The 23,188-nt window shown below is 73.7% G+C and carries 1 protein-coding gene (running past one end of the window); it reads left to right on the top strand.

The window, feature by feature from the left end:
- Positions 1 to 23,160, top strand: partial view of a type I polyketide synthase gene (locus tag AC6JBM_RS18160; protein ID WP_497986486.1) — the 3' portion only. The gene continues 3,846 nt to the left of window position 1, outside the view; the window shows 23,160 of its 27,006 coding nt (coding positions 3,847–27,006); its start codon lies off the left edge, out of view; its stop codon occupies positions 23,158 to 23,160.
- The last annotated feature ends 28 nt before the right edge of the window (positions 23,161 to 23,188 follow it).

The following is a 23,188-nucleotide window of genomic DNA, read 5'->3' as shown; positions in this document are numbered from 1 at the left end:
TCGTGGGGGCCGTGGGCCGACGGCGGCATGGCGACCGCCGAGGCCCAGGAGCACCTGGGCCGCCGCGGCCTGGCCGCCATGGACCCGGACCTGGCGGTGACCGCGCTCGCCCGGGCCGTCGGCCGCGACGCCACCGCGGTGACCGTCGCCGACGTGCGCTGGGCCCAGTTCGCGCCCGCGTTCGTGTCCGCGCGGCCCCGCCCGCTCATCGATGACATCGACGACGTCCGGGCCGCCCTGGCCGCGGCGGACGAGCCCGCCGGCGCCGGCTCGTCGCAGCTGCGCCAGCGCCTGCTCGGCGTCGACCGGGCCGGACAGGACCGCCTGCTCACCGACCTCGTCCGGGACCACGCCGCCACCGTCCTCGGGCACTCCGGCGCCGAGGCGGTCGAGGCGAACCGGGCCTTCAAGGAGCTCGGCTTCGACTCGCTCACCGCGATCGACCTGCGCAACCGGCTCAACGCGGCGACGAAGCTCAGCCTGCCGACCACGCTCGTCTTCGACCACCCGAACCCGGTCGCGCTCGCCGCCCACCTCCGCGAGCGGCTGCTGGGCGAGGCGTCCGACCTGCGGCTGCGGCCGGTCGCCGCGGGGCGCCTCGAGGACGAGCGCATCGCGATCGTCGGCATGAGCTGCCGGTACCCGGGCAACGTCACGAACCCGGACGAGCTCTGGGACCTCGTGCTGGCCGGCGGCGACGGCATCGTGGACTTCCCGGACGACCGGGCCTGGAACCTGGAGCGGCTCGACGGCGACGACGAGTACGCGCGCAAGGGCGGCTTCGTCCACGACGCGACCGACTTCGACGCCGCGTTCTTCGGCATCAGCCCGCGCGAGGCCCTGGCCATGGACCCGCAGCAGCGGCTCCTGCTGGAGGCGTCCTGGGAGGTCTTCGAGTCGGCCGGCCTCGACCCGACCGCCTCGCGCGGCAACCCCGTCGGCGTCTTCATCGGCGTCTCCCCGTCCGGCTACGGCGCCCCCGGCACCGGGGCCGGAACCGAGGGCTACCAGCTCACCGGCACCGCGACCAGCGTCGTGTCCGGCCGGGTGGCGTACACGTTCGGCTTCGAAGGACCGGCCGTCACCGTCGACACCGCGTGCTCGTCGTCGCTGGTGGCCCTGCACCTGGCCGCCCAGTCGCTGCGGCAGGGGGAGTGCGACCTGGCCGTCGCCGGGGGCGTGACCGTCATGGCGACGCCCGGCGCGTTCGTGGAGTTCTCGCGGCAGCGCGGGCTCGCCTCCGACGGGCGCTGCAAGTCCTTCGCCGGGGCCGCGGACGGCACCGGCTGGTCCGAGGGTGTCGGTGTGCTGCTCGTGGAGCGGCTCTCGGACGCGCGGCGGCTCGGGCACCGGGTGCTCGCGGTGGTCGCCGGCTCGGCGGTCAACCAGGACGGCGCCTCGAACGGTCTGACGGCCCCGAACGGCCCGTCGCAGCAGCGGGTCATCCGCCAGGCCCTCGCCAGCGCGGGGCTGGACCCGTCCGACGTGGACGCGGTCGAGGCGCACGGCACCGGCACCCGCCTCGGCGACCCGATCGAGGCCCAGGCCCTGCTCGCCACCTACGGCCAGGACCGCGACCAGCCGCTCTGGCTCGGCTCCATCAAGTCGAACATCGGCCACACCCAGGCCGCGGCGGGCGCCGCCGGCGTGATCAAGATGGTCCTCGCGATGCGGCACGGGGTGCTGCCCCGGACCCTGCACGTGGACGAGCCGACCCCCCACGTGGACTGGTCGGCCGGGGCCGTGTCACTGCTCACCGAGGCCCGGTCGTGGCCGTCGGCGGACCGGCCACGGCGGGCGGCGGTGTCGTCGTTCGGCATCAGCGGCACCAACGCCCACGTGATCCTGGAGGCGGTCGAGGAGCCGGCCGCCGAGCCGGTCGAGTCCTCCTCCCTGGTGCCGCTGGTGGTGTCGGCGCGTTCGGCGGAGGCGGCGCGTGCCTATGCCGATCGTCTGACCCCGGGTGCGGACACGGGTCGCTCGCTGCTGTCCAGGGCCCGGTTCGACCACCGGCTGGTGCTGCTGCCGGGCGGCCCTGTCACCGGTGTTGCCGCGGCGCGCCGGGTAGGGGTGCTGTTCTCGGGTCAGGGCGCGCAGCGGGCCGGGATGGGTTCGACGCTCGACTTCCCCGTGTTCCAGCAGGTCTACGCGGAGGTGCGGTCCCACTTCGGTGAGCTGCCGGATGAGCGGATCGACGAGACCGAGGTCACGCAGCCGGCGTTGTTCGCGATCGAGGTTGCCCTTTACGAGCAGTTGAAGGCGTGGGGTCTTCAGCCGTCGGTGGTTGGCGGTCACTCGATCGGTGAGCTGGTCGCCGCGTATGTGGCCGGTGTCTGGTCGCTGGAAGATGCCTGCAAGGTGGTGGCGGCCCGGGCGAGGTTGATGCAGGCGCTGCCGGCCGGTGGCGGGATGCTGGCGGTTGGCGCGCCGGTCGGCGACGTGCCCGAGGGTGTTTCGGTGGCGGCGATCAATGGGCCGTCGTCGTGGGTGTTGTCGGGTCCGGCGGAGTTGCTGCCTGAGTTCCCTGGGGTGCGGACGAGTCGGTTGCGGGTTTCGCATGCGTTCCACTCGGCGTTGATGGAGCCGATGCTGGAGGAGTTCCGCGCTGTTCTGGAAGGCGTCACCTTCAATCCGCCGCAGATTCCGATCGTTTCCAACGTCACCGGTGGGCTGATCGGCGAGTTTGATGCCGACTATTGGGTGCGGCATGTGCGGGGCACGGTGTTGTTCGCCGACAACGTGGCCGCGATGCGCGCCGAGGGCGTTGACACCTTTGTCGAGGTCGGGCCGGACGCGATTCTCGCGCCGCACCTGCCGGCCGGTGACGCCGTGGTCGTCGGCACGTTGCGGCGGAACCGGGACGAGCCCGAGACGCTGCTGCGGGCCGTCGCCGAGCTGTTCGTGGCCGGGGTCGACATCGACTGGAGCACCACCTTCACCGGCGGCCGAGTCGTCGGGCTGCCGACCTACGCGTTCCAGCGGGAGCGGTACTGGGTCGACGCCCCGGCGGTCGGTGACGTCTCCGGGGCGGGGCTCGGGGTCATCGGCCACCCGCTGCTCGGCGCGGTCGTGCGCGTGGCCGGCGACGGCGGCGTGGTCGTCACCGGCCGGCTGTCGCTCGGCGCGCAGCCGTGGCTCGGCGACCACGTCGTCGGCGGCGCGGTCGTGCTGCCCGGCACCGCCCTGGTCGAGATGGTCATCCGCGCCGGGGACGAGGTCGGCGCGCTCGTGCTCGACGAGCTGTCGCTGGTGGCGCCGCTCGTCGTGCCGCCGACCGGCGGCGTGACGGTGCAGATCCACGTGGGCTCCTCCGTGGCCGTCTACTCCCGCGTGGACGACGGCGACGAGTGGACCCTGCACGCCGAAGGAGCCCTCGGCACCGCCGACCGGCCCGGCGACTCCTTCGCCTGGCCCCCGGCCGACGCCGAGGAGCTGCCCGTCGCCGACTGGTACGCCCGCTCGCCCATCGCCTACGGCCCCGTCTTCCAGGGCCTGCGCCGGGTCTGGCGCGACGACGACGGAGACGTGTTCGCCGAGGTCGCGCTCGAGGGCAAGCCCGCCGACACCGCGGGGGCGTTCGGCCTGCACCCCGCGCTGCTCGACGCGGCGCTGCAGGCGATCGGGTTCACGGACCGCGGCGAGGACGGCGGCGGCGCCTGGCTGCCGTTCGTCTTCGACGGCGTCCGGATCCACGCCACCGGCGCCACGGCCCTGCGCGTCCGGGTCCACGGCGACACCACCGCCGGCTTCCGGATTGCCGCCGTCGACGAGTCCGGCGAGCCGGTCGTGTCGATCGACCGTGTCGTGCTGCGCGAGTTCACGGCCGACACCGCCGCCGGGCGCTCCTCCCTCTACGAGGTGGGCTGGCAGCCCCGTCAGGTGACGCCGGCGCCGCTGCCCGGCGACGTCACCGTCTGGGCGGTACCCGCGGTGGGCGACGGCGACGTCCCCGGGGCGGTGGAGGCGCTGGTCGGCGAGGCGCTGTCGGTCGCGGGCCGGGTGCTGGCCGAGTCCGGGAGCCTGATCGTCGTGGCGGAGCCGGGCGATCTGGGTGCGGCGGCGGTGTGGGGTCTGCTGCGTGTGGCGGCGGCGGAGCATCCGGGCCGGATCGTGCTGGTCTCCGGTGACGCGTCGCCGGAGTTGCTGGGCGGGGTGGTTGCGGCGGGTCTCGCCGAGGTCCGGGTTCGCGATGGTGTGGTGCTGGTGCCGGGTCTGGTGCGGTCGTCGTCGCCGTCTGGTGCGGTTGACCTCGCGGGTGGTTCGGTGCTGGTCACGGGTGGCCTGGGCGCGTTGGGGCGGGTCGTGGCGCGGTGGCTGGTGGATGTGTGCGGGGCCGGTGAGGTGGTGCTGGTCGGCCGGCGTGGCGGGGAGGTCCCCGGTGCCCGGGTTGTGGCGTGTGATGTGACCGATCGGGATGCGGTCTTCGAGTTGGTGGCTGGCATGCCGAATTTGGTCGGTGTCGTGCACGCGGCCGGGGTGCTGGATGACGGGGTGTTCGCGGGGCTGACGTCGGAGCGGGTGAGCCGGGTGCTGGCGCCGAAGGTCGCGGGCGCCTGGTGGCTGCATGAGGCGACCCTGGACCGGCACCTCGAGCTGTTCGTGCTGTTCTCCTCGATCGCCGGTATCGTCGGCAACCCGGGCCAGGCCGCGTACGCCGCGGGCAACACATTTCTCGACGGGCTCGCCGCGCACCGCCACGCGCTCGGGCTCCCCGCGCTGTCGATGGCCTGGGGCCTGTGGGACCTCGGCATGGGCAGCGCGCTCGCCCGGACCGGCGTCATGGCGCTCGACACCGAGACCGGCCTGGGGCTCCTCGGCGAGGCGCTGCGCGGGCACCACGGCCTGCGGGTCGCGGCCCGGTTCGACATCGCCGCGCTGCGCAACCTCGTCGGCGTGCCCGAGGTGCTGCGGCCGATCGTCGGGCGGGTCGCCCGGCGGGCGGTGACCGCCGCCGCGGCCGGCGGATGGGCGGCCCGGCTCGCGGGCCTCTCCCGCGACCAGGCCCGCGAGGCGGTCGTCGACCTCGTCCGCGGGCTCGTCGGCGTCGTGCTCGGCTACGCCGGCCCCGAGCAGGTGGTCCTCGACCGGGCGTTCCGGGACGTCGGCTTCGACTCCCTCGCCGCGGTCGACCTGCGCAACCGGCTCATGTCGGCCACGGGCCTGCAGCTGCCGGCGACGGTCGTCTTCGACTACCCGAACCCGTTGCTGCTGGCCGGGTACATCTTCGACCAGGTCGCCGGCGCCGAGCCCGCCCACGACCGGCCCATCCGCGTCCGGAGCCGCACCGCCGACGACCCGGTCGTCATCGTCGGGATGGCCTGCCGCTACCCCGGCGGCATCCTCGACCCCGACGGCCTGTGGGACCTGGTCCGCACCGGCGGCGACGGCATCGGCCAGTTCCCCGCCGACCGCGGCTGGGACCTGGACCGGCTGCGCGACGGGGAAAGCTCGACCCAGCTCGGCGGCTTCCTGTACGACGCGGCCCTGTTCGACCCCGAGTTCTTCGGCATCAGCCCGCGTGAGGCGCTGGCGATGGACCCGCAGCAGCGGCTCCTGCTCGAAACGTCGTGGGAGGCGTTCGAGTCGGCGGGCCTCGACCCCGCCGGCCTGCGCGGCTCCCGCACCGGCGTCTTCGCCGGCGTCATGTACCACGACTACGCCTCCCGCCCCCTGGACGTCCCCTCCGGCGTCGAGGGATACATCGGCACCGGCAACTCCGGCAGCATCCTCTCCGGCCGGGTGGCGTACACCTTCGGCTTCGAGGGTCCCGCCGTCACGGTCGACACGGCGTGCTCGTCGTCGCTGGTGGCCCTGCACCTGGCCGCGCAGGCGTTGCGGCAGGGTGAGTGTGACCTCGCCCTGGCCGGTGGTGTGACGGTGATGGCGACGCCGGGCACGTTCGTGGACTTCACGCGGCAGCAGGGGCTCGCGTCGGACGGCCGGTGCAAGTCGTTCGCGGGCGCCGCGGACGGCACGGGCTGGTCCGAGGGCGTCGGCGTGCTCCTCGTGGAGCGGCTGTCCGACGCCCGGCGCCTCGGGCACCCGATCCTCGCGGTGGTGCGGGGCTCCGCCGTGAACCAGGACGGCGCGTCGAACGGTCTTACGGCCCCGAACGGTCCCTCGCAGCAGCGCGTGATCCGCCAGGCCCTCGCCAGCGCCGGCCTGAACCCGTCGGACGTCGACCTGGTCGAGGCCCACGGCACGGGCACGACCCTCGGCGACCCGATCGAGGCGCAGGCCCTCCTGGCCACCTACGGGCAGGACCGCGACCGTCCACTGTGGCTCGGCTCGATCAAGTCGAACATCGGCCACACCCAGGCCGCCGCGGGCGCCGCCGGCATCATCAAGACCATCATGGCGATGCGCCACGGCCTCATGCCGCGCACGCTGCACGTGGACGAGCCCACCCCGCACGTCGACTGGACCGCCGGCGCGGTGTCCCTGCTCACCGAGGCGCAGGCCTGGCCGGCCGACGACCGTCCCCGGCGGGCGGCCGTGTCGTCGTTCGGGATCAGCGGCACCAACGCCCACATCGTCCTCGAGGCCCCACCGCAGCCGGCGCCGTTCGAGGACGCCGACGAGCTGCCGATCGTTCCATTCGTACTGTCCGCACGCACCCCCAAGGCCGTCCAGTCCGCGGCCGCCCGGCTGTCGGCGTTCGCCGACGCGCACCCCGAGCTGCGCCCGTCCGACGTCGGCTACTCCCTGGTCGCCTCCAGATCCCGCTTCGAGCACCGCATGGTTCTGCTGCCCGGCGAGCCGGTGACGGGCACGGCCACAGCTCGCCGGGTCGGGGTGCTGTTCTCGGGTCAGGGCGCGCAGCGGGCCGGGATGGGTTCGACGCTCGACTTCCCGGTGTTCCAGCGGGTGTACGCCGAGGTGTGTGCGCAGTTCGGTGAGTTGCCGGATGAGCGGATCGACGAGACGGAGGTCACGCAGCCGGCGTTGTTCGCGATCGAAGTAGCGTTGTATGAGCAGTTGAAGGCGTGGGGTCTCCAGCCGGCGGTGGTTGGCGGGCACTCGATCGGTGAGCTGGTTGCGGCGTATGTGGCCGGGGTGTGGTCGCTGGAAGATGCGTGCAGGGTGGTGGCGGCGCGGGCGCGGTTGATGCAGGCGCTGCCGGCCGGCGGGGGAATGCTCGCCGTCGGGGCTCCGGTTGAGGCAGTGCCGGATGGTGTTTCGGTGGCGGCGATCAATGGGCCGAACTCGTGGGTGTTGTCGGGTCCGGCGGAGCTGCTGCCCGAGTTCCCTGGGGTTCGGACCAGTCGGTTGCGGGTTTCGCATGCGTTCCACTCGGCGTTGATGGAGCCGATGCTGGAGGAGTTCCGGGCGGTCCTGGACACCGTCACCTTCAACCGGCCGCAGATCCCGATCGTTTCCAATGTCACCGGTGGGCTCATCGCCGAGTTTGATGCTGACTACTGGGTGCGGCACGTGCGCGGCACGGTGCTGTTCGCCGACAACGTGGCCGCGATGCGCGCGGAAGGGGTCGACACCTTCGTCGAGGTCGGGCCGGACGCCATCCTCGCCCCGCACCTGCACGGGGACGACGCCGTCGTCGTCGCGTCGCTGCGGCGCAACCGCGACGAGCCGGAGTCCCTGCTCCGGGCCGCGGCCCAGCTCTTCGTCGCCGGCGTCGACATCGACTGGCTCGCGGTGTTCGGCCCCGGCCGCCGGGTCGTCCCGCTGCCCACGTACGCGTTCCAGCACGAGCGCTACTGGCTGGAGAACGCGGCCGTCCGGAACCTCTCCGGCGTGGGTCACCCGCTGCTCGACTCGGTCATCCACATGGCCGGCGACGACGTCGTGATCGCCACCGGCCGGCTCTCGCTCGCGGCCCAGCCCTGGCTCGCCGACCACGTCGTCGGCGGGGCCGTGGTCGTCCCCGGCACGGCGCTGGCCGAGATGGTGGTGCGGGCCGGAGACGAGGTCGGCGCCGCCGCCCTGGACGAGCTGACCCTCCTGGCGCCGCTGGTCGTCCCGCCGACCGGCGGCGTGACGGTGCAGATCCACGTGGGCTCCTCCGTGGCCGTCTACTCCCGCGTGGACGACGGCGACGAGTGGACCCTGCACGCCGAAGGAGCCCTCGGCACCGCCGACCGGCCCGGCGACTCCTTCGCCTGGCCCCCGGCCGACGCCGAGGAGCTGCCCGTCGCCGACTGGTACGCCCGCTCGCCCATCGCCTACGGCCCCGCCTTCCAGGGCCTGCGCCGCCTCTGGCACGGCGAGCACGAGGTGTACGCCGAGGTCGCCGTCGACGCCCTCGCCACCGACGCGTTCGCGATCCACCCCGCGCTGCTCGACGCCGCCCTGCACCCGATCGGCCTGCTCGACCCCGCAGCCGGCCTACCGTTCGTCTTCGGCGGCATCCGCGTCCACGCCACCGGCGCCACGACCCTGCGCGTCCGGGTCCGCGGCGACGCCGCCACCGGCTTCGAGATCGCCGCCGTCGACGAGTCCGGCCAGCCGGTCGTGTCCATCGACCGCGTCGTGCTGCGCGAGCTCACGGCCGGCCCCTCCGCCGGTCGATCCCTGTACGAGCTGGGCTGGCAGCCCCGTCAGATCACCCCGGTACCCCTACCTGCGGAGGTCACGGTCTGGGCGCTGCCGCCGGTCGGCGACGCGCCCGTCCCCGGGGCGGTGGAGGCGCTGGTCGGCGAGGCGCTGTCGGTCGCGGGCCGGGTGCTGGCCGAGTCCGGTCGGCTGGTCGTGGTGGCGGAGCCGGATGATCTGGGCGCGGCGGCGGTATGGGGCCTGCTGCGCGTGGCGGCGGCCGAGAACCCGGGCCGGATCGTGCTGGTCTCCGGTGACGCGTCGCCGGAGCTGCTGGGTGGCGTGGTCGCGGCCGGTCTCGCCGAGGTCCGGGTTCGCGATGGTGTGGTGCTGGTGCCGGGCCTCGTGCGGTCCTCGTCGCCGTCCGGTGCCATCGACCTCGCGGGTGGTTCGGTGCTGGTCACGGGTGGCCTGGGCGCGCTGGGGCGGGTCGTGGCGCGATGGCTGGTGGATGTGTGCGGTGCCGGTGAGGTGGTGCTGGTCGGCCGGCGCGGCGGGGAGGTCCCCGGTGCCCGGGTTGTGGCCTGCGATGTGACCGATCGGGATGCGGTCTTCGAGCTGGTGGCCGGCATCCCGGACTTGGTCGGTGTCGTGCACGCGGCCGGGGTGCTGGATGACGGGGTGTTCACGGGGCTGACGCCGGAGCGGGTGAGCCGGGTGCTGGCGCCGAAGGTCGCGGGCGCCTGGTGGCTGCACGAGGCGACGCTCGATCGGCCGCTGCAGATGTTCGTGCTGTTCTCCTCGATAGCCGGCATCGTCGGCAACCCGGGCCAGGCCGCCTACGCCGCGGGCAACACATTCCTCGACGGGCTCGCCGCGCACCGCCACGCGCTCGGGCTCCCCGCGGTCTCGATCGCGTGGGGGCTCTGGGACCTCGGCATGGGCGCCGATCTCGCGCGGGCCAAGGGCGCCGCCCTGGACGCGGAAACGGGGCTCGGGATGCTCGGCGAGGCGTTGGGCTCCGCGGCCGAGCTGGTGGTCGCGGCGCGGTTCGACATCGCGGCGCTGCGGAACCTGGCCGTGGTGCCGGATGTGTTGCGGCCGTTGGTGGGGCGTTCGGCGCGGCGGGCGGTGTCGGCGGGTGCGGGTGGTGGTTTCGCGGCGCGGCTGGCGGGGATGTCGCGGGACGAGGCCCGTCAGGTGGTCGTCGATCTGGTTCGGGGGCATGTCGGGGCGGTGCTCGGCTACGCCGGTCCGGAGCAGGTGGTGTTGGACCGGGCGTTCCGGGACGTCGGGTTCGACTCCCTGGCCGCGATCGATCTGCGGAACCGGCTCATGGCCGCGACCGGGTTGCAGCTGCCGGCGACGGTGGTGTTCGACTACCCGAACCCGCTGCTGCTCGCCGGGTTCGTCTTCGACCAGATCGCCGGGGCCGACCTTGACGAGACGGTGGTCGTACGCCGAGCCGTCGACGGCGACCCGGTCGTGATCGTCGGGATGGCCTGCCGCTACCCGGGCGGCGTCGAGAACCCGGCCGGCCTGTGGGATCTGCTGCACGCGGGCGGGGACGGCATCGGCGCGTTCCCCGCCGACCGCGGCTGGGACCTCGACGGGCTCCGGAGCGGGGCGAGCTCGACCCAGCAGGGCGGCTTCCTGTACGACGCGGCCCTGTTCGACCCGGAGTTCTTCGGCATCAGCCCGCGTGAGGCCCTGGCGATGGACCCGCAGCAGCGGCTCCTGCTCGAAACGTCGTGGGAGGCGTTCGAGTCCGCGGGGCTGAACCCGGTCGAGCTGCGCGGGTCGCGCACCGGGGTGTTCGCGGGCGTGATGTACCACGACTACGCCTCCCGCCCCATGGACATTCCGTCCGGCGTCGAGGGGTACCTGGGCACGGGCAACTCCGGCAGCGTGGTGTCCGGCCGGGTGGCGTACACGTTCGGCTTCGAGGGTCCAGCGGTCACGGTCGACACGGCGTGCTCGTCGTCGCTGGTGGCGCTGCATCTGGCCGCGCAGGCGTTGCGGCAGGGTGAGTGTGACCTCGCCCTGGCCGGTGGTGTGACGGTGATGGCGACGCCGGGCACGTTCGTGGACTTCACGCGGCAGCAGGGGCTTGCGTCGGACGGCCGGTGCAAGTCGTTCGCGGGGGCCGCGGACGGCACGGGCTGGTCCGAGGGCGTCGGCGTGCTGCTGGTGGAGCGGCTGTCGGACGCCCGGCGCCTCGGGCACCCGGTGCTCGCGGTCGTGCGGGGGAGCGCGGTCAACCAGGACGGCGCCTCGAACGGTCTTACGGCGCCGAACGGTCCCTCGCAGCAGCGGGTGATCCGTCAGGCTCTCGCCGGTGCCGGCCTCAAGCCGTCCGACGTGGACGCCGTCGAGGCGCACGGCACGGGCACGACGCTCGGCGACCCGATCGAGGCCCAGGCGCTGCTGGCCACCTACGGGCAGGACCGCGACCGGCCGCTGTGGCTCGGCTCGGTCAAGTCGAACATCGGGCACACCCAGGCCGCCGCGGGTGTCGCGGGTGTGATCAAGATGGTCCTGGCGATGCGGCACGGGGTGCTGCCGCGGACCCTGCACGTGGACGAGCCGACCCCGCACGTCGACTGGACCGCCGGTTCCGTGTCCCTGCTGACCGAACCCCAGGCTTGGCCCGTCGACGGGCATCCCCGCCGGGCGGCCGTGTCGTCGTTCGGCATCAGCGGCACGAACGCCCACGTGATCCTGGAGGCGTTCGAGGAGCCGGAACCGGAGCCCGTCGCCGCGGCCCTGGTGCCGTTGGTCGTGTCGGCTCGTTCGTTCGAGGCGGTGCGGGAGTCGGCTGCGCGGGTGTCGGCTTTCGTGGACGCGCATCCGGAGTTGAACCGGGCTGATGTCGGGCGTTCGCTGCTGTCGCGGGCTCGGTTCGATCACCGCATGGTGCTGTTGCCGGGTGAGCCGGTGGTGGGTGTTGCCGCGGCTCGCCGGGTCGGGGTGCTGTTCTCGGGTCAGGGCGCGCAGCGTGCCGGGATGGGTTCGACGCTCGACTTGCCGGTGTTCAACCGGGTCTACGCCGAGGTGCGCGCGCATTTTGGCGAGTTGCCGGATGAGCGGATCGACGAGACGGAGGTCACGCAGCCGGCGTTGTTCGCGATCGAGGTGGCCCTTTACGAGCAGTTGAGGGTGTGGGGTCTGCGGCCGTCGGTGGTTGGTGGTCACTCGATCGGTGAGTTGGTCGCGGCGTATGTGGCCGGTGTGTGGTCGCTGGAAGATGCGTGCAAGGTGGTCGCGGCCCGGGCGAGGTTGATGCAGGCCTTGCCGGCCGGCGGGGGAATGCTGGCGGTTGGTGCGCCGGTTTCTCAGGTCCCTGATGGTGTGTCGGTGGCGGCGATCAACGGGCCGAATTCCTGGGTGTTGTCGGGTCCTGCCGATCTGCTTCCCGAGATTCCTGGGGTTCGGACCAGTCGGTTGCGGGTTTCGCATGCGTTCCACTCGGCGCTGATGGAGCCGATGCTGGAGGAGTTCCGGGCGGTCCTGGACACCGTCACGTTCAACCCGCCGCAAATCCCGATCGTTTCCAATGTCACCGGTGGGCTCATCAGCGAGTTTGATGCCGACTACTGGGTGCGGCATGTTCGGGGCACGGTGTTGTTCGCCGACAACGTGGCCGCGATGCGTGCCGAGGGCGTTGACACCTTTGTCGAGGTCGGGCCGGACGCCATCCTCGCGCCGCACCTGCACGGGGACGATGCCGTTGTCGTCGCTTCACTGCGGCGGAACCGGGACGAAACCGAAACGCTGCTGCGGGCCGTCGCCGAGCTGTTCGTGGCCGGCGTCGACGTCGACTGGACGGCCGTCGTCGGGGCCGGCGGCCGGCGCGTGGAAGGGCTGCCCACGTACGCGTTCCAGCGGGCACGATACTGGCTGCAGTCCGCCGCCGGCTTCGGTGACGTCTCCGGCGCCGGGCTCGGGGTGGCCGGGCATCCGCTGCTCGCCGCCATTGTCCGCGCGCCCGGCGACGACCACGTCATCGTGACCGGCCGGCTGTCGCTCGCCACCCACCCCTGGCTCGCCGACCACACCGTCGGCGGCGCGGTCGTCCTGCCCGGCGCCGCGCTGGTCGAGATGGTGGTGCGGGCCGGGGACGAGGTCGGCGCGGCCGTGCTCGACGAGCTGACCCTCCTCGCGCCCCTGGTCCTGCCGCCGACCGGCGGGGTGACCGTGCAGATCCACGTGGGCGAGACCGTCACGGTGTACTCCCGCCAGGACGACGGCGACGAGTGGACCCGCCACGCCGAGGGCACCCTCGGCGGCTCGGAACACCCGGGCGCCTCCTTCGCCTGGCCGCCCGCCGACGCGACCGAGATCGCGGCCGGCGACTGGTACGAGCCCGGCACGGTCACGTACGGACCCGTCTTCCAGGGGCTCCGGCGGGCATGGCGCGGCGCCGACGGCGAGATCTACGCCGAGATCGCCCTGAGCGGCCCGGCGGCGGACGCGGCCGGCTCCTACGGGATCCATCCCGCGCTGCTCGACGCGGCCCTGCACCCGATCGGCTTCCTCGACCCCGGCGCCGGGCTGCCGTTCGTGTTCGGCGGCGTCCGGGTGCACGCGTCGGGAGCCGCGCTCCTGCGGGTCCGGGTGCGCGGCGACGCCGAGACCGGCTTCGAGATCGCCGGCATCGACGAGTCCGGCCGGCCCGTCGTCTCCATCGACCGGGTGGTCCTGCGCGAGCTCACGGCCGGCACCTCCGCCCGGCGCCCCCTGTACGAGCTGGACTGGCAGCCGCGTCAGGTCACCCCGGCGCCGCTGCCCGAGGACGTCACCGTCTGGCGGGTGCCGTCGACGGACGGCACCGTCCCCGATGCGGTGGAGGCGCTGGTCGGCGAGGCGCTGTCGATCGCGGGCCGGGTGCTGGCCGAGTCCGGTCGTCTGATCGTCGTGGCGGAGCCGGGTGACCTGGGCGCGGCGGCTGTGTGGGGCCTCCTGCGCGTGGCGGCGGCCGAGAACCCGGGCCAGATCGTGCTGGTCTCCGGCGACGCGTCGCCGGAGCTGCTGGGTGGCGTGGTCGCGGCCGGGATCGGTGAGGCCACGGTTCGCGACGGTGCGGTGCTGGTGCCGGGCCTCGTGCGGTCCTCGTCCTCGCCCGGCGCGGTCGACCTCGCGGGCGGCACGGTGCTGGTCACCGGCGGCCTGGGCGCGCTGGGCCGGGTCGTGGCCCGGTGGCTCGTGGATGTCTGCGGCGCCGGTGAGGTGGTGCTGGTCGGCCGGCGTGGCGGTGAGGTGCCCGGTGCCCGGGTCGTGGCCTGCGATGTGACCGACCGGGATGCGGTCTTCGATTTGGTGGCCGGCATCGCGAACCTCGTCGGTGTCGTGCACGCCGCCGGCGTCCTGGACGACGGGGTGTTCACGGGGCTGACCCCCGAGCGGCTCAACCGGGTGCTCGCCCCGAAGGTCGCCGGCGCGTGGTGGCTGCACGAAGCGACCCTCGACCGTCCACTGCGCATGTTCGTGCTGTTCTCCTCCGTCGCCGGCATCGTCGGCAACCCGGGCCAGGCCGCCTACGCGGCCGGCAACACCTTCCTCGACGGGCTCGCGGCCCACCGCCGCCGCCTCGGGCTCCCCGCGCAGTCGATCGCCTGGGGACAATGGGACCTCGGCATGGGCTCCGATCTCGCACGCTCCAAGGCGGCCGCCCTGGACGTCGACTCCGGCCTCGAACTGCTCGGCGAGGCGCTGGGCTCCGCGGCCGAGCTGGTGGTCGCGGCGCGGTTCGACATCGCGGCGCTGCGGAACCTGGCCGTGGTGCCGGATGTGTTGCGGCCGTTGGTGGGGCGTTCGGCGCGGCGGGCGGTGTCGGCGGGTGCGGGTGGCGGTTTCGCGGCGCGGCTGGCGGGGATGTCGCGGGACGAGGCCCGTCAGGTGGTCGTCGATCTGGTTCGGGGGCATGTCGGGGCGGTGCTGGGGTACTCGGGTCCGGAGCAGGTGGTGTTGGACCGGGCGTTCCGGGACGTCGGGTTCGACTCCCTGGCCGCGATCGATCTCCGGAACCGGCTCATGGCCGCGACCGGGTTGCAGCTGCCGGCGACGGTGGTGTTCGACTACCCGAACCCGCTGCTGCTCGCCGGGTTCGTCTTCGACCAGATCGCCGGGGCCGAGGCCGGGCCGGTCGTCGCCACCCGGGCGAAGCTGGACGACGACCCGATCGTGATCGTCGGCATGGCCTGCCGCTACCCCGGCGGGGTCCAGGACCCCGAGGGCCTGTGGAACCTGCTCCGCACCGGCGGGGACGGCATCGGCGAGTTCCCGACCGATCGCGGCTGGGACCTGGAGTACCTGCGCGACGGCGGGAGCTTCACGGGTCGCGGCGGCTTCCTCTACGACGCCGCGCTGTTCGACCCCGAGTTCTTCGGCATCAGCCCGCGCGAGGCCCTGGCCATGGACCCGCAGCAGCGGCTCCTGCTCGAAACCTCGTGGGAGGTCTTCGAGTCCGCCGGCCTCGACCCGGCCGGCCTGCGCGGCTCCCGCACCGGCGTGTTCGCGGGCGTGATGTACCACGACTACGTCAACCAGCTCGTCGACGCCCAGTCCAGCGTCGAGGGGTACCTGGGCACGGGCAACTCCGGCAGCGTGGTGTCCGGCCGCGTGGCGTACACCTTCGGCTTCGAGGGTCCCGCCGTCACCGTCGACACCGCGTGCTCGTCGTCGCTGGTGGCCCTGCACCTGGCCGCCCAGTCGCTGCGGCAGGGGGAGTGCGACCTCGCCCTCGCCGGCGGCGTGACCGTCATGGCCACGCCCGGCGCGTTCGTGGAGTTCACGAAGCAGCGCGGACTGTCCGAGGACGGGCGCTGCAAGTCGTTCGCCGGGGCCGCCGACGGCACCGGCTGGTCCGAGGGTGTCGGGCTGCTGCTCGTGGAGCGCCTGTCGGACGCGAGGCGGCTGGGGCACCCGATCCTCGCGGTGGTGCGGGGTTCCGCGGTGAACCAGGACGGCGCGTCGAACGGTCTTACGGCCCCGAACGGTCCCTCGCAGCAGCGGGTCATCCGCCAGGCATTGGCCAGCGCGGGCCTGAACCCGTCGGACGTGGACGCGGTCGAGGCGCACGGCACGGGCACGACCCTCGGCGACCCGATCGAGGCCCAGGCGCTGCTGGCCACCTACGGGCAGGACCGCGACCAGCCGCTCTGGCTCGGCTCGATCAAGTCGAACATCGGGCACACCCAGGCCGCCGCCGGAGTCGCGGGCATCATCAAGATGATTCTCGCCATGCGGCATGGCGAGCTGCCGCGGACCCTGCACGTGGACGAGCCCACCCCGCACGTGGACTGGTCGGCCGGCTCGGTCTCGCTGCTGACGGAGGCCCGGTCGTGGCCGTCGGCGGACCGGCCGCGGCGGGCGGCGGTGTCGTCGTTCGGGATCAGCGGCACGAACGCCCACGTGATCCTGGAGTCGGTCGAGGAACCGGCCCCGGAGCCGGTGGAGGCTTCCGCGTTGGTGCCGTTGGTGGTGTCGGCGCGTTCGGCGGAGGCCGCGCGTGCCTATGCCGATCGTCTGACCCCGGGTGCGGACACGGGTCGTTCGCTGCTGTCGCGGGCCCGATTCGATCACCGGCTGGTGGTGCTGCCGGGTGAGACGGTGACGGGTGTTGCCGCGCCTCGCCGGGTAGGGGTGCTGTTCTCGGGTCAGGGCGCGCAGCGGGCCGGGATGGGTGCCGGTCTCGATTTCCCGGTGTTCAATCGGGTCTATGCCGAGGTGCGCGGGCACTTTGGTGAGCTGCCGGATGAGCGGATCGACGAGACGGAGGTCACGCAGCCGGCGTTGTTCGCGATCGAGGTTGCCCTTTACGAGCAGTTGAAAGCGTGGGGCCTCAACCCGGCGGTCGTCGGCGGGCACTCGATCGGCGAGTTGGTTGCGGCGTATGTGGCCGGGGTGTGGTCGCTGGAGGACGCCTGCAAGGTGGTGGCGGCCCGGGCACGGTTGATGCAGGCGCTGCCGGCCGGCGGGGGAATGCTGGCGGTCGGGGCTCCGGTCGAGGATGTGCCCGAGGGCGTTTCGGTGGCGGCGATCAATGGGCCGTCGTCGTGGGTGTTGTCGGGTCCGGCGGAGTTGCTGCCCGAGTTCCCCGGGGTCCGGACGAGCCGGCTGCGGGTTTCGCACGCGTTCCACAGCGCGTTGATGGAGCCGATGCTGGACGAGTTCCGGGCGGTTCTCGACACCGTCACCTTCAATCCGCCGCAGCTGCCGATCGTTTCCAATGTCACCGGTGGGTTGATCGCCGAGTTTGATGCCGACTACTGGGTGCGGCACGTGCGGGGCACGGTGTTGTTCGCCGACAACGTGGCCGCCATGCGGGCCGAGGGCGTTGACACCTTCGTGGAGGTCGGGCCCGACGCGATCCTCGCCCCGCACCTGCACGGACAGGACGCCGTCGTGGTGACCTCGCTGCGGCGCAACCGCGACGAGCCCGAGACGCTGCTGCGGGCCGTCGCCGAGCTGTTCGTGGCCGGCGTCGACATCGACTGGAGCACCACCTTCACCGGCGGCCGAGTCGTCGGGCTGCCGACCTACGCGTTCCAACGGGAGCGGTTCTGGCCCGAGCCCGCCCCGAAGCCCGTCGCGGCCGAGGACGCCTCCTTCTGGTCCGCCGTCGACCGCTCCGACATCGGCGAGCTCGTCGCGCAGCTCGGCGAGCACACCCGGGCCTCGCTGGACACCCTCGTGCCCGCGCTCTCCTCCTGGCGGCACGCCCGCGGCCGGAGCAAGACCCTGGACTCGTGGTCGTACCGCGTCGAGTGGGCCCCCCGGCCGACCCCGGCGGCCGCCACCCTGCGCGGCCGCTGGCTGGTGGCCGAGCCGTCGCCGGGCCGTGGCGCCGCGATCGCCGGCGCCCTGGCCGCGCACGGGGCCGACGTGACGAGCCTGGTTCTCGACCCGGCCGGCGTCGACCTCGGCGGGGAGCCCCTCGCCGGCGTCGTGTGCCTCCTCGGCCTCGACGGCGTCCTCGTCCTGATTCAGGCCCTGCACCGCGCCGGCCTCCAGGCGCCGGTGTGGTGCGTGACCGAGCAGGCCGTCGCCACCGGCCCCGACGACCACGACGTGGACCCCGAGGCGGCGGCCGTCTGGGGGTTCGGCCGCGCCGTCGGCCTCGAGCACCCGGCGCTGTGGGGCGGCCTCATCGACGTGCGGCCCGACCTCGACGAGCAGGCAGCGGCACTCGTCTGCGCCGCGATCGCCGCCGACCGCCCCGCGGACCAGGTCGCCGTGCGGCCCTCCGGCCTCCTGGAGCCGCGGCTCGTCCCGGCCCCGATCACCGCGGGCCCGGCCGTCCGCGGGCACTGGCGGCCGCGCGGCACGGTCCTGATCACCGGCGGTACCGGTGGCCTGGGCGCCCGGGTCGCCCGCTGGGCCGCCGAGCACGGCGCGGAGCACCTCGTGCTGACCAGCCGCCGGGGCGAGCACGCCCCCGGCGCCGCCGAGCTGCGCGACGAGCTCACGGCCCTGGGCGCCGCCGTCACCTTCGCCGCCTGCGATATCAGCCGGCGCGACGCGGTCGCCGACCTGCTCGCCGGGCTCGCCGATCGGCCGCCCCTGTCCGTCGTCGTCCACGCCGCCGGCGTCAGCCACGCCGAGGCGCTGCTCGACACCGACGCCGACGCCGTCCGCGCGGCCATGGCCGCCAAGGCCGCCGGCGCCGCCCACCTGGACGAGCTGCTCGGCGAGACACCCCTGGACGCGTTCGTCCTCTTCGGCTCGATCGCCGGCGTCTGGGGCGGCGCCGGGCAGGCCGCCTACAGCGCCGCCAACGCCTACCTCGACGCGCTCGCCCAGCACCGGCGCCACCGCGGCCTGGCCGGCACCTGCATCGCGTGGGGCCCGTGGGCCGACGAGGGCATGGCCGACGCCGAGACCCGGCAGCACCTGGCCCGCCGCGGCCTGACCGCCATGCACCCGGACACCGCCGTCACCGCCCTCGGCCACGCCATCGAGCACGACCTCACCAACGTGACCGTCGTCGACGCCGACTGGCGCGTGCTCGCCGGAGTCTTCCGCTCGGTCGGCGCCGGCGGCCTCTTCGACGTGGTCGCGCCGGTCGAGACGCCGACGGCGCCGGCCCTGGCGGTGCGGCGGTCGCGGGATGAGCTGGTGGGTGTGGTTCGGCGTGAGGTCGCGGCGGTGCTCGGGCACGCCGGGGTGGATGCGGTGGGGGTTCGGCGGCCGTTCCGGGAGCTTGGGTTCGATTCGCTGGCCGCGGTGGAGTTGCGGGACCGGCTGGCGCGGTTGTGCGGGGTGGAGCTGTCCTCCACGGTCGTGTTCGACCACCCGTCGGTGGCCGAGCTCGCCGACTTCCTCGCCGGCGACGCCGACGACACCGTGCCGGTGCGCGCCCAGGCCGAGACGGACGGCGACCCGATCGTCATCGTCGGCATGGGCTGCCGCTTCCCGGGCGGCGTCAACACCGCCGACGACCTGTGGAACCTCGTCGACACCGGCCGCGACGCCATGGGCGGGTTCCCCGCCGACCGCGGCTGGGAGTCGCTCGGCGGCGGCTTCGCCCGGGTCGGCGGGTTCCTGGACGGCGCCACCGGCTTCGACGCCGGGTTCTTCGGGATCTCGCCGCGCGAGGCGCTGGCGCTGGATCCGCAGCAGCGGTTGCTGCTGGAGGTCTGCTGGGAGGTGTTCGAGGGCGCCGGGGTGCCGGTGGACGGGCTCAAGGGCTCGTTGACGGGCGTGTTCATGGGGACGAACGGCCAGGACTACGGGACGCTGCTGCTGGGTGCCGGGGCCGAGGTCGACGGGTATCAGGCGACGGGAAATTCGGCGTCGGTGGTGTCGGGGCGGCTGGCGTACTGGTTCGGGCTGCAGGGTCCGGCCGTGACCGTTGACACCGCGTGCTCGTCGTCGCTGGTCGGGCTGCACCTGGCGGCTCAGGCGCTGCGCAACGGGGAGTGCGACCTCGCCCTGGCCGGCGGTGTGACCGTGATGTCGACGCCGGGGGCGTTCCTGGAGTTCGACGCGCAGGGCGGCCTCGCCGGCGACGGCCGGTGCAAGTCGTTCGGCGCGGACGCGGACGGCACCGGCTGGGGCGAGGGCGTCGGCGTCCTGCTCGTCGAGCGGCTCAGCGACGCCCGCCGCCGTGGACATCGCGTGCTCGCGGTCGTGGCCGGCAGCGCGGTCAACCAGGACGGCGCCTCGAACGGTCTCACCGCCCCGAACGGCCCCGCCCAGCAGCGGGTCATCCGCCAGGCGCTCGCCAACGCCGGCCTCGAACCGGACGACATCGACGCCGTCGAGGCCCACGGCACCGGCACGAAGCTCGGCGACCCGATCGAGGCCCAGGCGCTGATCGCCACCTACGGCCGCGACCGGCGCGAGCCGCTGTGGATCGGGTCGGTGAAGTCGAACATCGGCCACACCCAGGCCGCGGCCGGTGTCGCGGGCGTGATCAAGATGGTGAAGGCGCTCGAACACGGCATCCTGCCGAAGACCCTGCACGTCGACGAGCCGACCCCGCACGTCGACTGGTCGGCCGGCGCGGTGTCCATCCTCACCGAGGCCCGAGCCTGGCCCGACAACGGCCGCCCGCGCCGCGCCGCCGTGTCGTCGTTCGGCATCTCCGGCACCAACGCGCACACCATCCTCGAGGCGCCCCCGGCCGCGGCCGAGGCGCCGGCGCGGACCGGCGGGACCGTCGAGGGCGTGTGGCTGATCTCGGCGCCGGATGCCGCCGGACTCAAGGCCCGGGCCGCGCAGCTCGCCGACTGGGCCGAGACCTCCGGTGCCGACCCGGCCTGGGAGCTGGCGGTCCACCGTTCGCACCTCGGCGTCCGGGCGGCGGTCACGGGCCGCGACCGGGCCGAGCTCGTGACCGGGCTGCGGTCGATCGAGGGGACCAGGTCCGGCGAGCGCGCCGGGCTGGTCTGGATGTTCTCGGGCCAGGGGGCGCAGCGGGTCGGGATGGGCCGCGACCTCTACGAAAGGTTCCCGGTCTTCGCCGAGGTGGTCGATCGTGCGTGTGAGCTGTTGCCGGATGGTCTGCGGTCGGTGATGTTCACCGATGGTGAGCGGTTGACGCAGACGGTGTTCACGCAGGCGGCGTTGTTCGTGGTCGAGATCGCCACGGCGGAACTGCTGCGGTCGTGGGGTGTGCCGGTCGCGTGGATGATGGGGCACTCGGTCGGTGAGATCGCCGCGGCGTACGTGGCGGGGGTGCTGTCGCTTGAGGACGCGTGCCGCCTGGTGTCGGCGCGTGGGCGGCTCATGCAGGCGCTCCCGGCGGGTGGGGCGATGCTCGCGGTCGGTGGACACCCCGAGACCCTGCCGGAGGGGGTGTCGGTCGCGGCCGTGAACGGGCCGGAGTCGATCGTGCTCTCGGGTCCGGCCGAGGTGATCGACGCCTTGGACCTGCCGTTCCGGACGAAGCGGCTGACGGTCTCGCACGCGTTCCACTCGGCGCTGATGGACCCGATGCTCGACGAGTTCGCCGATGTCCTGCGGACCATCACCTTCCAGCCTCCGCGGATCCCGATCGTGTCCACGGTGACCGGTGAGCTGATCACGGAGTTCGACGCCGAGTATTGGGTGCGGCATGCGCGGGACACGGTGCGGTTCGCGGACGCGGTCACGTTCGCGCGGGGGCAGGGGGCGGACACGTTCCTGGAGATCGGGCCGGACGCGGTGCTGACCCCGATGCTCGACGCTGACGAGGTCGTCGCCGTCCCGGTCATGCGGGCCGGCTCGACCATCGCCGAGGCACTTGGGCGGCTGCACGCGCACGGCGTCGCAATCCCGTGGGAGCGGATCCTCAAGCCGGGCGAGCGCCTGCCGGAGCTGCCCACGTACCCGTTCCAGCACCAGCGGTTCTGGCCCACCGTCAAGCCCGTCGGCGCCGACGACGGCCTCTGGCAGCTGCTGCAGGGCCTCGACGCCGACCAGCCGCTCCGCGAGGTCCTGCCCGCGCTGGACCGGATGCGCAGCCGGGAACAGACGCGGCAGTGGCGCTACGACATCACCTGGCCGGCTGTGCACGAGGTCGAGCACGCCGACGCCGCCGGGCACCGCTGGCTGCTCGTGCACACCGCGGCCACCACGGACACGGCCGAGCAGATCGCCAAGGGCCTGCGGGAGCACGGCGCCGCGGCCGAGACCACGACCGACCTCGAAGCCGCGCTCGGCGACTTCGAGCCGACCGCCGTCGTCTCCCTCCTCGCGCTCGACACCGCGACCCACCCCGACTACCCCAACCTGACCCGGGGCCTCGCCGCCAACCTCGAACTGCTCCAGCGGCCCGTCGCCGTCTGGCTCTGCACCCGGCAGGCCGTGCAGACCGGCCCCGGCGACCACGCACCCGACCCCGACCAGGCCACCACCTGGGGCCTCGGCTACGTGGCCGCCGTCGAACAGCCGCACCGGTACCGCGGCCTGATCGACCTGCCCGGCGAGCTCGACCCCGAGGCCATCGCCCGGCTCGCCCGGACCCTCACCTCGGACCGGGAGCACACCGCGATCCGGCCCGGCACCGTCCACACGCGACGGTTGACCCGCACCGCCGAGACCACGGCGACGGGCACCTACGAGCCGCGTGACACCACCCTCGTCACCGGCGCCACCGGTGCCCTCGCCGAGCAGACCACCCGCTGGCTCACCGACCGGGGAGCCAGGGTCGTCGGCATCGAGGACGCGGCCGAGCCGATCACGGCCGCCTTCCACATCGCCGGTCGCGCCCCCGCCACCCCGCTCGCCGAGCTCACCGTCGCGGCCCTCGCCGCCGGGGTCCAGGCGGCCACCGGCCCCATCGACCAGCTCCGCAAGGCCATCGCCGGCCGTCCGCTGCAGGCCCTCGCCCTGTTCACCTCGATGGCGGGGATCTGGGGCGCCGGCGAAGGGGCCGCCCAGGCGGTCGCCGACGCCTACCTGGGGGCGATGGCCGAGCGCGCCACGGCCGACGGCACCGCCGCGACCGCGATCGCCTGGGACACCTGGGACGGCTCCCGGCTGTCCGCGCTCGGCGACGTCATCGCCCAGGGAAGCGCACGGGCGATCGTGGCCGACATCCGCTGGGACCGGATCGTGGCGAACGTCGGCGCCTGGGCCCTGATCGACGACCTGCCGGAGGTCCAGCAGCTGCGGCGGGCCGCGGCGGAGGCCGACGCGGCCGTCCGCGACGACGTGGCCAACCGGCTGCGGGAGCGCCTCACCCCGCTGTCCGTCGCCGAGCAGGACGCGCACCTCGTCCAGATCGTCATCGGCCGGGCCGCCGCCGTGCTGGGGCACCAGGGCGACGGCGACTTCACCGCGACCCGGGCGTTCCGCGAAGCCGGGTTCGACTCGATGACCGCCGTCGAGCTGCGCAACCGGCTGCGCGCCGACACCGGGGTCGAGCTCGGCGCGAGCGTCGTGTTCGACTACCCGACGCCGCTCGCGCTCGCCCAGCACCTGCGGGGCCTGCTCATCGCCGGTCCGGAGGCGGTGACCGAGCCGGTCCTGACCGCGCTGGAGCGGGTCGAGGCCGTCTTCGCCGGCGGCGCCGCCGACCCGCTGACGAAGCAGAAACTGCTCGTACAAATGCAGGCCTTTATTTCGAAATGGAGCGACACGCGCGCCGTTTCGGAAACGAACAATGAGCCGGAGCAATTGCAGAATGCGACCGACGACGAGTTGTTCGACTTCATCAACCGCCAGCTCGGGCGCTGATGGGGCCGCAGTAGGGGCGGCTAGGGGT

The organism is Dactylosporangium thailandense, from assembly GCF_059739745.1.
Note: the sequence above shows the minus strand (reverse complement) of the source record. Positions and strands in the feature narration are given on the sequence as shown.